This window comes from Providencia sp. CIM-Carb-044 (genome assembly GCF_033901115.1).
Classification (GTDB): domain Bacteria; phylum Pseudomonadota; class Gammaproteobacteria; order Enterobacterales; family Enterobacteriaceae; genus Providencia; species Providencia hangzhouensis.
The window spans coordinates 89,522-104,874 of record NZ_JAXADV010000013.1 but is presented as its reverse complement, the minus strand read 5'-3'; the positions used below and the strand labels follow the sequence as shown (position 1 = coordinate 104,874).

Annotated in this window: 17 protein-coding genes; 4 read left to right on the top strand and 13 right to left on the bottom strand. The window is 40.9% G+C overall.

The window, feature by feature from the left end; all coding sequences use genetic code 11:
- Positions 1–107 precede the first annotated feature (107 nt).
- Positions 108–1,088, top strand: coding sequence for a hypothetical protein (locus SJ312_RS19665; protein ID WP_319868228.1), 981 nt, complete (start codon positions 108–110; stop codon positions 1,086–1,088).
- A gap of 403 nt (positions 1,089–1,491) precedes the next feature.
- Positions 1,492–1,809, top strand: a complete 318-nt coding sequence (locus tag SJ312_RS19660; RefSeq protein WP_094961548.1) for an MGMT family protein — start codon at positions 1,492–1,494, stop codon at positions 1,807–1,809.
- 228 nt (positions 1,810–2,037) lie between these two features.
- On the opposite strand, the gene SJ312_RS19655 is transcribed toward SJ312_RS19660, so the two are convergent.
- Positions 2,038–3,609, bottom strand: a complete 1,572-nt coding sequence (locus tag SJ312_RS19655) for an AbgT family transporter (protein ID WP_110591172.1) — start codon at positions 3,607–3,609, stop codon at positions 2,038–2,040.
- Positions 3,610–4,065: 456 nt separating this feature from the next.
- Between SJ312_RS19655 and SJ312_RS19650 the strand changes: the two genes are divergently transcribed.
- Both SJ312_RS19650 and SJ312_RS19645 read left to right on the top strand, forming a co-directional pair.
- Positions 4,066–4,446 carry a DUF1992 domain-containing protein gene (locus SJ312_RS19650; protein WP_004259005.1) on the top strand — a complete coding sequence of 127 codons (381 nt, stop codon included), beginning with the start codon at positions 4,066–4,068 and terminating at the stop codon, positions 4,444–4,446.
- A gap of 200 nt (positions 4,447–4,646) precedes the next feature.
- A complete protein-coding gene (locus tag SJ312_RS19645) occupies positions 4,647–5,054 on the top strand; it encodes a DUF2628 domain-containing protein (protein ID WP_036958052.1) in 408 nt (135 codons plus the stop codon).
- Between the two features lie 73 nt (positions 5,055–5,127).
- On the opposite strand, the gene SJ312_RS19640 is transcribed toward SJ312_RS19645, so the two are convergent.
- From SJ312_RS19640 to SJ312_RS19585, 12 genes are all read right to left on the bottom strand, one after another.
- Complete coding sequence (locus SJ312_RS19640) at positions 5,128–5,829, bottom strand: helix-turn-helix domain-containing protein (RefSeq protein ID WP_036958053.1); 702 nt, start codon at positions 5,827–5,829, stop codon at positions 5,128–5,130.
- A gap of 80 nt (positions 5,830–5,909) precedes the next feature.
- Positions 5,910–6,215 (bottom strand): type II toxin-antitoxin system RelE/ParE family toxin, encoded by a 306-nt coding sequence (locus SJ312_RS19635; protein WP_047757257.1) that lies wholly within the window; start codon positions 6,213–6,215, stop codon positions 5,910–5,912.
- The gene (locus tag SJ312_RS19630; protein WP_094961552.1) at positions 6,208–6,450 is read right to left on the bottom strand and encodes a type II toxin-antitoxin system ParD family antitoxin; all 243 of its coding nucleotides are present in this window, start codon (positions 6,448–6,450) and stop codon (positions 6,208–6,210) included. The genes SJ312_RS19635 and SJ312_RS19630 overlap by 8 nt, the downstream gene beginning before the upstream one ends.
- Positions 6,451–6,524: 74 nt before the next feature.
- Positions 6,525–6,860, bottom strand: a complete 336-nt coding sequence (locus tag SJ312_RS19625) for a tRNA-binding protein (protein ID WP_110591171.1) — start codon at positions 6,858–6,860, stop codon at positions 6,525–6,527.
- 196 nt (positions 6,861–7,056) lie between these two features.
- Entirely contained in the window at positions 7,057–7,383 is a 327-nt protein-coding gene (locus SJ312_RS19620) for a DMT family transporter (protein ID WP_004259019.1), read from the bottom strand.
- A gap of 21 nt (positions 7,384–7,404) precedes the next feature.
- Positions 7,405–7,833, bottom strand: a complete 429-nt coding sequence (locus tag SJ312_RS19615) for a DMT family transporter (protein WP_004259023.1) — start codon at positions 7,831–7,833, stop codon at positions 7,405–7,407.
- 55 nt (positions 7,834–7,888) lie between these two features.
- Entirely contained in the window at positions 7,889–8,554 is a 666-nt protein-coding gene (locus tag SJ312_RS19610; RefSeq protein ID WP_226617001.1) for a hypothetical protein, read from the bottom strand.
- Positions 8,555–8,595: 41 nt separating this feature from the next.
- A complete protein-coding gene (locus tag SJ312_RS19605; protein WP_004259030.1) occupies positions 8,596–9,240 on the bottom strand; it encodes a phosphate propanoyltransferase in 645 nt (214 codons plus the stop codon).
- The gene (locus SJ312_RS19600) at positions 9,237–9,674 is read right to left on the bottom strand and encodes a BMC domain-containing protein (protein WP_047757251.1); all 438 of its coding nucleotides are present in this window, start codon (positions 9,672–9,674) and stop codon (positions 9,237–9,239) included. Before SJ312_RS19600 ends, SJ312_RS19605 begins: the two co-directional genes overlap by 4 nt.
- 13 nt (positions 9,675–9,687) lie before the next feature.
- Positions 9,688–10,638, bottom strand: a complete 951-nt coding sequence (cutD, locus tag SJ312_RS19595; RefSeq protein ID WP_004259033.1) for a choline TMA-lyase-activating enzyme — start codon at positions 10,636–10,638, stop codon at positions 9,688–9,690.
- A gap of 87 nt (positions 10,639–10,725) precedes the next feature.
- Positions 10,726–14,157: a choline trimethylamine-lyase gene (gene cutC, locus SJ312_RS19590; protein ID WP_164456064.1), complete on the bottom strand. Its 3,432-nt coding sequence runs from the start codon at positions 14,155–14,157 to the stop codon at positions 10,726–10,728.
- Positions 14,158–14,215: 58 nt separating this feature from the next.
- The gene (locus SJ312_RS19585; protein WP_004259053.1) at positions 14,216–15,346 is read right to left on the bottom strand and encodes a 1-propanol dehydrogenase PduQ; all 1,131 of its coding nucleotides are present in this window, start codon (positions 15,344–15,346) and stop codon (positions 14,216–14,218) included.
- Positions 15,347–15,353: the final 7 nt, after the last annotated feature.

The following is a 15,353-nucleotide window of genomic DNA, read 5'->3' as shown; positions in this document are numbered from 1 at the left end:
ATGACTTCGGTGGTCTGAAATTTAATAAATACCAGTGCGCCGCAGCACAGCCTTGCCAATTATTGCCACAGGCGAAATAAAAAATACAAATGTGGGAACTTACTGAAATGAAATTTAAAAAACGGTCATGGCAAAGTGGCGTATTCTTTCTCCTTCTGATGTCAACTTCTGCCGCGTATGCCGGAGTGACATGCCGACCGGGTAATAGTGTACCCGGCTCGACGGGAAATGCGTGGAACCCACTCCCTGAAGTCTATATTGATATGAATACAACCCCCGGCACCGTTGCTCCCGGCACGCTATTGGGCTCTGCCAGTAGTGGTTTCTTTTCATGGGCTTGTGTGTTTTCAGGCTCAAAGGCGGAGCGGACAATTTGGTTTAACAACCAAACGCCAACAACCATAAAAAATACACTTAGAAACAGCGGTGTTAGGCTTTATCAGGACAGTATGTATAGTGGCTCTGTTGAAATAACTGCGGCCAACACCCCGCAGTTAGAAGTGGGCGTCTGGGAAGCGGGCCCTAAAAATGTGCTATTTGGTTACACGTATCGAGTGGTCAGAGGTACGGGAGAGTTAAAATCTTTTGATACTGGTGTTTTTAATGTTGGTTATCACAGTGATTACCAGAGAAAAAGTTTAGGGGATATCTATCAGGCGAGGATTATCGGGAAATTGGTGAACTATTGCCCAACACCGATTGTCCGCATGAGCGATAAAGTGGTTGATTTTAAAGAGCTCACAGCTGAAAATTTTGAAGGTGGTCAAACAGTTAGAGAAAACTTTTCATTAGATTTAGTGCCCGATTCAACGTGTGATGCGGCATTAGAAGTCAGTGTTGCGTTCCAAAGCAACAGTGGCGTGATAAATAAAAAGTACATCGTCTTTAACAATGGTCTACAAGCTGCAATTACAGACAGAACCAATAACCAACAGGTTGCATTTGATCAGTATTATTATAAAGGGAGTATCAGTAAACAACAGCCCGGCTATTTCCCTTACAGTATCGAGTTATCCAAGAAAGATGCTGAAGCCATTAAATCAGGGCAGTTCAGTAACACTGTGAATGTTTTATTTACCTACCGTTAGTGAGTTTTAGGTTTGTATTAAGTCAATATCACCTTTGTGCGGTGGTATTGGCTTAGCCTAAAATGGAGGAGAGATAATGAGATTTTTGCCTTAATCTCTACAATGTCACTTACTATTAGTAAAAATAGTAGAAATATAAAGAAGGCGTGTGATATTAAGAAAGAGGTAATTCAAATCAAAGATCCTCTACGCTCATGAAAAATATAATTACTTAATTCAACACCATTTACAGCTTAAAACTCAAGTCATAAAACAGATACTTCCCCCTCTCATCCCATTGTGGTGATTTCCGCCAAAGAAAACTATCACATTGACAAACTTGCTATACAATTTAATCATGCACTGCCCACCAACGCCTACATATTTAGGTTGATAAACACCCATCGTAATTGAGGCTATAACCATGAACAACGCGCCATCTTTCCGAGACATCATTTATAGTCTTATAGGGAGTATCCCAAGAGGTAGAGTTGTCACTTACGGAACGTTGGCAAAAATGGCAGGTTACCCAGCTCATGTACGCCAAGTTTGCCAAGTTATTAGAACCATCCCTGCGGGAAGTTCTTTGCCTTGCCACCGTATTATTAATAGTCAGGGTAAGTTATCAGTCAAAGGCGAGTGCTATCTACGTCACAAACAAGCCCTTATAGATGAAGGTATTATTTTTGACTTGAACGATAAAATAAAACTAAAGGACTATTTCTGGGAGGGATTTGATTAGCTCTTTCATTCTATTAAGTATAAAAATAATTTTTACCGTAATATTGTAATTGTTGGTACTTAGTAAAATAAACTGTCTCACTCACAGCAGTTTATTTTTATAATTACTATCTAATCTAGTTCCTATGTTTAAAATAACAAAATCATAACTTACATCCTCATTGGTTGCCCTTCATCCAATGAATTAAAAATAGGGCAACCAATGGTTTTTCAATTAAATATCAAAACGCTAACTTCCCGGTGTGAAATAAATCGGGGAACCAGGCCCTACAGGAATCCCTAATACAAATACCCATACGATAAAGAATAATGACCAACCAATGAAGAAAATGATGGAATAAGGCAACATCATTGAGACAAGTGTACCAATCCCTGCATCTTTCTTATATTTCACAACAATCGCCATAATTAAGCCAAAGTAGCTCATCATCGGTGTGATAATATTCGTGACCGAATCACCAATTCGGTATGCCGCTTGAATAGTTTCTGGCGCATAGCCCGCTAACATTAGCATAGGAACAAAAATAGGTGCCGTTACCGCCCATTGGGCTGATGCTGAGCCAATCATTAAATTAATAAATGCACAGATAAGAATAAAGCCAATAAACAGCACACCACCGTGAAGGTCGATACTATTTAAGAAGTTGGCACCTTTAACTGCGATAACTTGCCCGATGTTTGTCCAACCAAAAAAAGCAACAAATTGTGCGGCAAAGAAAATGATAACCAGATATAAGCCAAGAGTACTCATTGCCCCTGCCATTGCGTCAACAATGTCTTTATCAGAACGCATAGTTTTAGCAATATAGCCATACACAATACCCGGGACGGCAAAAAACACGAAAATGAACACCACGATGCCTTTTAGGAAAGGCGAGTTGCTGACTAATCCCGTTTCCTGATTCCGTAATATTCCGTTCTCTGGTACCACCATCAACGCCAAAATTGCCGCTAATCCCCAGAAGGTAACTGATGCCCAGAATAACGCTTTTTTCTCAAGTGGAGTAACGTTTGCAGAAGCATAAAGGCTATTTTCATCTTCATCAACGGCACCACCTGTATATGGACCCAACTGGGGTTCCACAATTTTTTCGGTGATCAAATAACCTAAAATAGTGATTAAAAACGTACTGGCAAACATAAAGTACCAGTTTGCTTCTGCACCCACGATATAAGTTGGATCAATGATTTGCGCAGCTTGCTGAGTGATACCCGAAAGTAACGGGTCAACCGTACCTAATAGTAAGTTTGCTGAATAACCACCTGAAACACCAGCAAATGCGGCGGCAAGACCCGCTAAAGGATGACGACCTAATGAGTGGAAAATAATGGCAGCCAGTGGAATAAGTACCACATAGCCCAATTCTGCGGCGGTGTTTGACATGATCCCCGCAAACACGATAGCCATTGTGGTTAATTTTCGTGGAGCTTTGGTGACAATTAAGCGCATAGCCGCGGAAAGTAAGCCGGCCCGCTCTGCAATTCCAACCCCTAATAATGCCACTAATACCGTCCCTAATGGTGCGAAACCTGTAAAGTTGGTGACGACATTCGCAATAATTTTTCGGATCCCTTCGGCATCCAATAAACTTACAATATGAATAATACCGTCTTCTGCCCGCCCTTTTGCGCCTTCTGGGCGCGGATCTGGCACGCTTACACCAAAGTACTGACCAATTGCTGAGGAAACTAATAAAATTGCAATTAAAATAATAAATAAAATGACGGGATGTGGTAGTGCATTACCTAGCCACTCAACCGTTCGCAAAAAACGGCTTCCCTCTTGCTTCTTTTGTTCCATATTTTCTCCTTATAAACAAGAAAAACGGACATTACACAATGTTTTTGTTTTTTACCATTTACAAATAGATCATTTCAAATCAACAAAATTCACACGATTTAGACATAAAATTCAACATAATTAGGGATAATTCATTTTTATTAGGCATTAATATTATTAATTTAAATAAAGACGTTAATTAAAACCAAGGTAAATCAGATAAATTAATTTCTATAAGTGTGGTCAATATAACAATTTTCATATTATCCATGACGTTTATTCGTCATTTATCACTAATTAAATATTATTTTTTAGCAGTTTTATTTCATATTAATAGTAAAAACCTTATTTATAAACACTCGATAAAACCTTACTTATAATTCGGAATAACAACCCCAACAAAGAATAATCTACCAACTTTCTTTATATTGATATGGAAGGCTATAATAGTAAAAAATCAATTCATGGAGTCACATCATGTCAGTCATTGATCTTTGGGCAGAACGCCATATTCAAGAAGCTCTGAGTAAAGGGGAGCTTTCAAATTTAAATGGGGAGGGAAAAATGTTACAGCTTGAAGATGATAGTTTAGTTCCACCTGAACTTAGGGCTGGGTATCGAATATTAAAGAACTCGGGCTATTTACCCACTGAATTACAACAAAGGAAAGATGCACTAACACTAAGCCATATGCTACAAGGTCTCTCTGTGGACGACCCCAATTATACGTCGGTGAGTAAGCAATTAGCTTTACTCGAACTAAAACTCAAACAAGCTAATGTAAATACTGATTTTTTACATGGCAACTATGCAAATTCAATTTCTGAACAAATAGCCAATAAGTCAAATACCAAATAATGTAGGTAAGTCTTACAATAAATTAATCCATTATCCGTTTACTATTTATCTTAATCATTCTTCCTTTATTTCTCTTTGCTTGATTCGTTATTAAAAATGCCCCTTAATAGTCATATTAAGACTATTTACCTCTTTTTTATATGGTTATCCAAGTATTATCAATCCCTATTTTATACTTATTAATAAGCAAGAGATGGAAAATGGAACAGAAACAATATTCTAATAAATGGCAAGAACGTTTCGACTTTTTTGATAAGCATGGTGCTCCTGATACGCCTGAATTCAAAGCAGCGTTGAAAGCCGCCTCTTTCGGTAAGCGTATTCTCATTAATATGAACATTTTTGCCTTCTTCTTCGGTATTATTTACTTCTTGATTTTAGGGCTGTGGAAGAAAGGGTTGGTGATGCTTGGTATCACTCTTGGGGTTGGTCTAGTTTTGAATATTATTGATTTTATGATTGGTGGAACAATCCCTAATGCCGTCTTTACAGGGGTATCTGTCGGTATGTCAGCGCTGTGGGCCATGGTTGCCAATTATGCTTACTATATTAAAGAAACCAAAGGATTGGACAACTGGAACCCATTTGAAGGGATCCGCATGGTCTAAGCAGTAAAAAGATAAAAATTGGCTGCGGGCGAGGTGGCTAATTTTTATCTGGCAACAAAGCTCCCCAAATAACCTACCGTAAGTGACTTCCCTGCAAACGATATTCATTCGGTGTTTTGCTATAAAATTGGCGAAATGCATGACTAAATGCCGAATGTGAGTCATAGCCCACCGCTAATGCAATTTGTTCTATTGATTTATTGGATAATAATAAGCGCCCTGCCGCTTCCATGCGTTTTTGTAATAGAAACTGCATCGCCGTTAACTGTGTTTCAGCCTTTATTTTTCGTTGAAGCGTACTCACTGACATACAAAAAGCCGTTGCCATATCTTCACAACTAATAGGATGGTGTAGACGCAGTTCCACCCATTGAGAAAGCTCATCAATCCATTTATTTTCAGGTTTTAACTGTGCCAACAATAGACGAGCAACCGTAAAATTATGTTCCGGAGCTTGTGGGAAGTTTTGCAACCAATTCAAAAGACCAATTGCGGCAGGTGTCAGAGTAAATTGCGTCATTTTTTCATTTAATGCCCATTGTGCTGTGGCTGGCATTTCTAATACGTAGTTTTGATTTCCTAGCTGCCCGCTAAATGCATGACTCACACTAGGCGGGATCACGACCCCCTTTCCTGCATTTAACAGAAAATGTTGCCGGTACATATTAATTTCCATCTGCCCAGATAACGACAAAACGACTTGCCACTGCCCATCATGTTGATGAGAAATGACGTCGTTCGAATATTGGCGAAAATGAAGCTCAGGTAATCGCAAAGGGTTGCACTCCCACGGTCAATGAATAGCAAGAGTATAGGACTATAGGTGGTAATATTGCTATAGAGGAAGTGACTGGCCTATCTATCAAATTCATCAAAATAAAAATGTTTCAGCGGTTCCATTTGCTGGTGAAGAACTCGTATAACAAAGATATCTTTGGTTCTCTGCCGATAAAAAATGACATGCTTAGAATGATTATAACGCCTAATCCCCTCTGAAATTTCCGCACACTTCAGTCCTATCAAAGGATTGGAGCTCAACATTTCTAACGCACAATGTAAACTTTTAGTATACTCATCCGCTTTACTGACACCAAAATTCACCAAAGTATATTCAAATATTCCTTCAAAATCTTTAGCGGCTAAGTTAGAAAGTTTATACATTATGTGCGGTCTTCATTTTTTTGGCTATATCATGGAGTGTGAATGATGATTCACCGCTTTTTTCACCTTCTTCAATTAGCATCTTCAATGCAGCCGTTTGTTTTTCTTGAATTTCAAGTAAACGCAGTGCGGAGCGAACAACTTCACTTGTTGAACCATACCTTCCAGATGAAATCAGTTGATTTACAAATTCATCTAATTGCGTTCCGATTGTCACACTTGTGGTACGAGCCATAAGATCACCTTTGTGTTAATTATTAACACAATTATTTTAGTGGGTTATCACCATAAAATCAATCAATGTAGGCATTAGGCTAAAAGCGCCCCATTCGGCAAAGGTAAGTTAAATTCAGCAAGAACAATCGCCCCCTTTTCATCAGGTGCCCCCGTGATCAACACTTCCGATTTAATGCCTGCTATACGCTTGACTTCAAAGTTACACACACATAGTACCTGCTTACCAATCAAATCATCTGGCGTATAATTGACAGTGATCTGTGCGCTAGAGCGCTTAATACCCAATTCGCCTAAATCAACTTCCATAACATAAGCTGGCTTTTTGGCTTTACTGTTGACTTGTGCACTAACAATAGTCCCAACACGCATTTCAACACGGGTAAAATCATCCCATTCAATAATTTGCATAAATCCATTCCTAAATTAAATTACTTATGTGTAATAAATTAACATACAACAGACTTTGCGGTTTATCGCCAGAACGTCATTTTATGTAGCCAAACCACCACAGGGCTCAGATGATAAGCAAAAAATAACCCTCATAAAAATGAGGGCTAAAGATAAATAACAGAAAGTATGTTGAAGTACGGCGTTTTCTTTTTTACTACATCGTTGAAAATGTATTCATAATGATCCCACCAGTGATAATGAGGCCCATCGCAAATACTGCTGGGAAATCGGGTTTTTGTTTATATAAAATCATAGAAACGAGTGTCACACCGACAATACCAAACCCACACCATAATGAATAAGCCACACCGACTGGGATATAACCCATTGCACGGGTTAGTGCGAAATAACACAAGCAATAAGCAACAATGACTAATACAGATGGACCCAATTTGCTAAAGCTATTGGTCTTTTTTATCATTGAAGTACCCGTTATTTCAGAGCCAATAGAAAGCGCTAACCATAAAAATCCAGTAAACATAATATTCCCCTTAACTTTGAATTAATGAGCTGTGTTATTTTTTGTTGATAATAATGAAGACTCAGTTTCATCTTTAGATGGTTCAGTTTCTTCCGGATCATCGGAGCCCATTTTGGAGAATAGATTCATGATCACAATGCCACTCGCGATCACGGCCATACCGATCATCGCCGCAGTGTCTGGGTGTTGCCCATAAAATAGCATGCCGAGGGTAGAAACCATTAAGATCCCTGTACCTGACCATGTTGCATAAGCCAAACCAACAGGAATATATTTTACTGCCCGAGAAAGTGAATAGTAACAAATAACATATAGCACAACGATTAATGCCAATAATAATGATTTAGTCATACCTTCACTATTATCAAACATTTTTAAGGTCGATGTTGCTGAGGTTTCAGAAACAATAACCGCCAGCATCCAAAGCCATGACTTTGCTTTAGGGGACATAGATAATACTCCTACAATAAATAGAAAGATTAATTTTTAATTTGATTAAATAACTTTATTTTTTAAGAGACTTTAAATAATCGATTGCTGAATCTGTTAATTTATTTTCATTCGCGCAATACCCCCTAGGGTTATTCATTACTTCCTTTAAAGTAATATAGCGATTTGGATGTTCATCATTTATTTCAGGTTTTAAATTTTCAGTAATATCACGAATTAAAAATTTATTTTCTATTTCATTAAATGAATCAAAATAAACACCTAACTTGATTGCTTTAGTGATATTTTCTTTAATCAACTGATTATAATTTTCATTTTTATTTAAACCTAAAACCTGACTTAATTCACTTTCAGGGCAACAATGGTATTTCAGTGCCAATATCGGCATGTTTTGTGATAATGCATGAAAGACTAACTCACTTTCCTCACTCATAAACAAACCATTGGCTATCTCACCAACGACTTTTGCATCAATAAACGGTAAAAACAGGCTGTCATAATGATTTAAACTATTTATTGATAAGGTGCTTTTATTTATAACACTTCCCAATTCAGCCCATTTTTCAACATCAAAAGACTGGTGCATTGATGCGGTGGCATAAAAGGAAAAAGAAACAGAATCTAACTGTGCCAGTCTTTGGTAAATAGCTTGCTGATACCCCTCAACAGGCGATAGCACCACCAGAACTTGTCGCTTTAACTGACGTAAAACTTGCTGCACAATTCGCTCGATCAGTTTTTCGTTCATTCTGCCACCACTCCTTAGCCCGCGATAAATACGCTATCGTTATTGCGTAAGCCCGCGGCATTTGCTTCATCGGTATCAATATGAAACTCAAGAGAAAAACGTTCATCCACTCTCACGACAACTTCATCAAACACTAAGCTGCGTTCACCTTCAGTACGGATATTCACCTTTTGCCCATTCACCACATTTAATGCTCTTGAGTCCATCACACTCATATGAATATGACGCTGAGCACAAATAACCTGCGACTCAAGATTGACATGCCCCGCTGGGCCAATCAGTAAAGCATTGCCTGAACCTGCCATGTCACCTGACTCTCTTACCGGCGCTTTTATACCAAGCGCAAAGCAGTCGGCCTTAGACACTTCTAATTGCGTTTTTGGGCGAACAGGCCCTAGTACTCTGACTTTGCTAATCGACCCTTTTGGTCCCACCACCATGACGCATTCTTTCGCCGCAAATTGCCCGGGCTGTTTTAAATCTTTAAATGGCGTCAGCTGATATCCTTGGCCAAACAAGGCTTCAACGTCCTGTTGTGAAAGATGAACATGGCGGTTAGATATTCCGACAGGGATAGCAATGTTGGAAACGCTGCCTTGTGCTGGTGTATAGGCTGAAAGCCGCTCCAATATTTTCCCCATTAATTGCTCATTCATCATGATTTTTTCCCTTTACGCGGGTCATTCTTGATGTCTTTCACATTGATGTCGGTTTTAACTTCAACCACAGGCGCTTCTGTTTTAGCCTCAACAACCGCTTTTTCCACTAACTTTTCTGCTTTTACTTCTGGCTGAAGACTTTTCTCTAACTCACCTTTTTTACTTTTCACTGTTAGCAATTTACTGATTACGCTTTCTTCAGGCCGCGCAATCACTAATGAGCCGACGAGTAGCTGACTATTGGCGATCACTTCAATACCATGGTCAACTGCGGTGCGAACAGCACTGATTTCGCCTTGGAAACAAACGGATACCAGTCCAGAGCCGATTTTTCGATAACCTACAATTTCTACACTGGCGGCTTTACACGCCGCATCAGCAGCCTGTATTGCGGATGTCAGTCCCCGAGTTTCAATTACGCCTAAACTTTTCATCTGTCTCTCCTACTTAGTGACGAACCAGTCGAATATCGAAATCAAATTGTTTGAAGAATGCTTCAAGTTGGTCTAATTCTTCTGCACTATAGGTTGGGTCTTGCTTAACAGGATAAATCATATCCAGTTTGTCGTACTTACCGCGGCCCAACTGGTGATAAGGCAGAATATCGATGCGTTTTACATTGCCGCGTTTGGATAATTCCATCGCATAGTTAATCGCCCCTGTAATGGCATCAAACGAGTCGTTATAGCCACGAACTAATGGCATTCTGACAACCACGTTCGCGCCGAGATCAATCAATCTTTCGAGGTTGCGGCGAACATTTTCATTGCCAATACCGAATAGATTTTTATGCTGCGCAGTATCAATATGTTTAATGTCATAGAGGAATAGGTCGACAACTTCAGCTAACTTTTCATAGTTTTCTAACGATGTTGTACCTTGGGTTTCTATTGCGGTGTTGATCATCATTTTTTTACACTCACGCAGTAGAGCGACTGCAAAATCGGTTTGTAGGCTCATTTCGCCTCCACCGATTGTTACACCACCACCGGAAGAAATATAAAAATCATAATCTTGCATGATGATATCCATCATTTCGGCCACAGTGACATCTTTACCCATGATGTCTAATGCACCGCCAATGCATACTTCTTCACATTTACGGCAACCGATACAATCAATGCTGCGATTCACGCGGTGAATTTGCTCACCTTGCTCATTAATAGTTTTGTAGTGGATCCCTGTCGGGCAGACATCAACGCATTTCCCACAATTGACGCATTTATCGTGGGAAAACATCACTTGAAACTGGCTACTTAACCCTTCTGGGTTAGCGCACCATGGGCAACGAATATTGCACCCTTTTAAGAAAATCAGTGTTCGGATACCGTCGCCATCATAAATCGAGTATTTTTGGATATTAAATATCCGACCTTTAATCTCTGCCGCGCTCATCATTGCACCTCTAACACTATGTTTATAAATCAGAATTTATTATTGTTGTTATAAAATGGCAGGTATAAATTCATACCTGCCTACATGGGTTTAGAACTTCTCAATTACAGTACGGCTAATAATTTCATCTTGAACTTCTTTACAGAGTTCAACGAAGTAGGCACTGTACCCTGCGACACGAACGATTAAATCACGGTATTTCTCAGGCTCTTGCTGGGCTTTTTTCAGCATTTCGTTATCGACATAGCTGAACTGCATTTGGCCGTTTCCTAAGATAGACGCGGTTCTTAGCAAGGTGATTAAGCCGTGGCGGCCTTCTGGTGTGTCCAATAAGCCTTTTAAGAACTTAAAGTTATGCACCATACCAATATTCATCGTTTCAACATTCATTTTGCTGATTGATTTAATGATGGCGGTTGGGCCTTGTTTATCCGCACCTTGTGTTGGGCTGATACCATCGGATAACGGCATCCACGCTAAGCGACCATTGGCACTCGCTGCGGTTAATTCACCAATCGGCGTGTTGTTGGAGATGGATAAAGTTCCGTGACTCAGTGTTGAATACAACATGTCGTACTTACGACACTCACGCTCTGTCCACTCCGTAATATCCAGCGCATATTGGTCAACATAGTCATCATCGTTACCAAATTTAGGCGCATTTAAGCAGTCACGGCGTAATTCGTCATAGCCTTCAAAGTTAGCTAATAATCCATCACGAATTTGCTCAAGGGTGTAGCGACCATCTTCATAAACCAATTTGCGAATCGCGACAATGGAGTCAACATAGGTTGCAAGACCAGAGAAAATCAGCCCTGGGCCGTGGTTGATCATCGCCCCACCCGCTGCAACGTCTTTCCCTTTTTCCATACAGCCTTCCACTAGCAAAGACATTAAGGGTTTTGGTGCCACATCACGGTGAACTCGCTGGCTGATAACGGTACCGATAGCGGATAAGCGAATAATATGAGCAATCTGCGCTTTCACTGCATTATCAAAGTCTTCGAATGTTTTCAGGTCACGTAAATCACCGGTATCTAAGCCTTGGTAGCTATCGAATAGCACCATGCGACCACGGTTTAATACAAACTCAATCGCGATTGGCCATTGGGTGTAACCAGTTGATGTCCATTGATAAATACGGCCTGATTTCTGTGGCTCAACACAGCCCATCAAGCAGTAATCACGCGCATCTTCAAAGTCAAAGCCTTTACGCAACATCATTTTGATGTGGGAATCGTCGAAGTGACAGGCAGGGAAGCCCATTCCGGCTTTCACGACATCAACGATTTTTTCCATGTATTTCTGTGGTGATTGGTTATGAATACGACAAGCCAACGATGGCTGATACACTTTAACGAAACGAACCGCATCCATGATTAAGTAAGTTAAGTCGTTACAAGCATCGCCACCAGAACGTTTTTGCCCACCCACCGTTAAGTTGATAAATGGCTGATAACCTGCAAAATATTTCGCACCCAGCTCACTCGACATCCACATTAACTCAGCACACTTGATGATAAACGCCTGCATCATTTCTAATGCTTGTTCTTGGGTTAAACGGCCTGTTTTGATGTCATTTTCATACATTGGGAAGCAATATTGGTCGAGACGTCCTAAAGAAAGACCTGTTTGGTTTTCTTCGATTTCAAACAGTGACTCAACAGTCCAAATGCTTTGTAATGCTTCTTGCAACGTCGCCGGTGGGTTCGCTGGCACGTTTTCATTGACTTGTGCGATAGTCAGCAATTCTTCGCGACGTTTTTGGTCTGACTCCAGCACGGCTAATTCACGAGCATGCGCAGCAATACGGTGTGAATACGCCACTACCCCTTCACAGGTTTCAATTGACGCTTTATAGAAATAAATACGGTCAATATCTTCTGGGTTTTCCATGCTTAACTCAGCCAGTTTCGCCTGAGCATCTGCTTTAATGCCATTCATTCCTTTGGTGAATAACAGCACGTCATAACCCGGACAAGTATCTCCACCACCGTTGATTTGGTGATAAGACAAATCACTGACAAACGTTTCACCGCTGAATTCCCATACCCCCGCTTCGCGGTATTGAGCCTCACAAATTTCATCCAATGAGCGCCCTTCCCAGAATGGCGCGATTTCCTCGCGGATCACTTTTTTGTCTTCTTCTGAGATAACAAATGGATCTTGTGGGCGCGTACTCATGGTATCGAGTTCTTCGACCACCCAGCGCCATGCGATATCTGGAGAGAAAGCACCCGCACGGGCTTTACCACATGGATGGCCTACAATCAGTTCTTCCGGCTGAATTAAGATTGGCGCAGTTTCACAAGCGCGGCGGAATGCTTTCGCACGCAATAGAATTGGCGGTAAACCAGGGTTATTTTTGACAACTTCAGTGAAGGCGAGTGCACGATAGATAGACACACTTGGGCGTGCTTCTAAGTAGCGGTTACGCAAGCGTTGTAAGCGAGGCGTTAACCCTTCCATCACTTTGAATTCAGTTTCCGCTTGTGCCGTTGGAGCAACATAGCTGGCATTTGGCGCGGCGTATTGCGGCTGAATGCTGTTTTTTCCGCAATATAAACGAACTTTTAAGCCGTTATTGATGACACTGATGTTTTCATGAGCAGATAACATCATAGCTGATAATTCGTTAATGCATACACGAGGGTCATTCAGATAAATACCGTCTTTTAATGCATCGAACATTGGGTAGCCATCGACTTGCTTGGTTGAGCGAACTTCAGAGAGCTCAGCCAGTTTCAACCATAAACTTTCTACAATCTCATAAGCTTGTGCTTGGGTTAAGCGGCCTTGTTCAATATCGCGTTGGTAGAATGGGTAAACTGCTTTATCGAACCCCATTGGGTTAACTGCATAACTGCCATTTTCTAAATGCAGGATAAGTTGCAGTAAATAGAACGCTTGGCAAGCTTCTTTGAATGTTTGTGCTGGTTTTGCTGGCACATTACGTAAAATTGCTGCGCTTTCTTGTAACTCTGCGCGACGGTATTGATTAGACTCTGCTGCTGCCATGCTCTCTGCTTTAGAAGCTAAAGCTTGCGCAAAATGGATAGCGGCATCACATGCGTAAATTGCCGAGCGGCAGTTATTCGCCTCATCAATACTATTACGGCTAACCGCACTGCCGATATTTCTAACTTTATTTTCTAATTGCGCTTTGATAGCTAAAAAACCGATGTTTAATACCGCTAAGTAATCGGGTGCATCAATGGCGCTATCGCCAGCTAAAAACGTATAAATGCTGTGGCTGTTGATTTCATTTTCAGTATGGAAAATCGCCCCACGAGGCGTTGATGATTGGCTACCAATAATCAACTCATCTTGGGCAATAAATGCAGGAAAATGACGGATAAATTCATAAAAACGTTGTGCAGGTTTAATCGCCTGCGGTGCGCCAGACAGTTGGTTGCCAAGCGCTTCTAAAATATTGGCACGTTCAGTAATAATTGAGCTATTGCGGGCACTTAAGCGTTCAGCCAGCATTTTTACGCGTGGGGTCAAAGCATATTTATTCATGTTAGCCTATCCTGATGTTCTTTCTAGTTTGTTGTTCATCACATAAAAGCGTTAACTGTTAAAAAGACTGTCTATACAGCACTTCCAGTTGCACCTTGCTCACATCCCGTGGATTGGTCGGAGTGCAACTATCGCGCAGTGCTTGCCCAACCATTTCCCCTAAACGGGCGTTAAAATCGAATTCATTAATACCGGTTGCTTGAATGCCTTTTGGCATATTCATTTCATCTTTCAATACGTTGATTGCCATAATTAAGCTCTCAACGCCTTCACGTATTGTTGAAGCAGGTAAATTCAAGTTTCTTGCAAGACTCGCGTAACGTTTCGCGGCTTCGCTATCACAGCGGCCTTCAAAATCCGCATTGAAAGCCACGACTTGAGCCATCAATAAGGCATTGGCACGACCATGTGGAATATGAAATACGCCGCCTAATGCATGGGCTAAGCTGTGAGTTATCCCAAGTGATGCGTTAGTAAAGGCCATACCGGCAATACATGAAGCGTTGTGCATTTTTTCGCGTGCCACTAAGTTGCTACCGTCGCGATAACAATCAATTAAGTGACCAAAAACCAATTGCACTGCTTTTTCTGCTAAGGCATCCGAAAAATCAGATGCGGTGCGAGAAACATACGCTTCCAGTGCATGACACAGCACGTCCATACCTGTATCTGCAGTAATCGAAGCTGGTACGGATTTCACCAGTACAGGGTCTAAAATGGCGACATCTGGCAGCATGAATTCGTCAACTAAAACCAACTTTTCAGACTGTGACTTGATGACTGAAAATGAAGTCACCTCTGAACCCGTCCCACTGGTGGTTGGGATCGCGATAAACTGCGGTTTGACTCGATTGACGTTTTTTCTGGTGTGCCAGAGGGAGTAAATAACAGCTTTCGCAGCATCAATCACCGACCCACCACCGAGTGCAATCACCACATCTGGATATTGCATATCCATGATTTTCATGCCGTTAACAATGGCTGAAATGTCTGGGTCCGGCACAACATCGTCGTAAATCGAAAATGTGATGCCACTTTGGGTTAGCCTGCGAGTGACTTCATCAGCTAAGCCAAACTTCACCATCGCTTTGTCAGTGACGATAAAGGCATGGTGAGCACTCATTTGTGAGATAAAATCCAATGCGTTAGCACCGAATTGGACTTTAGGTTTAATCAAAAACTGGTTCATGCTGTTT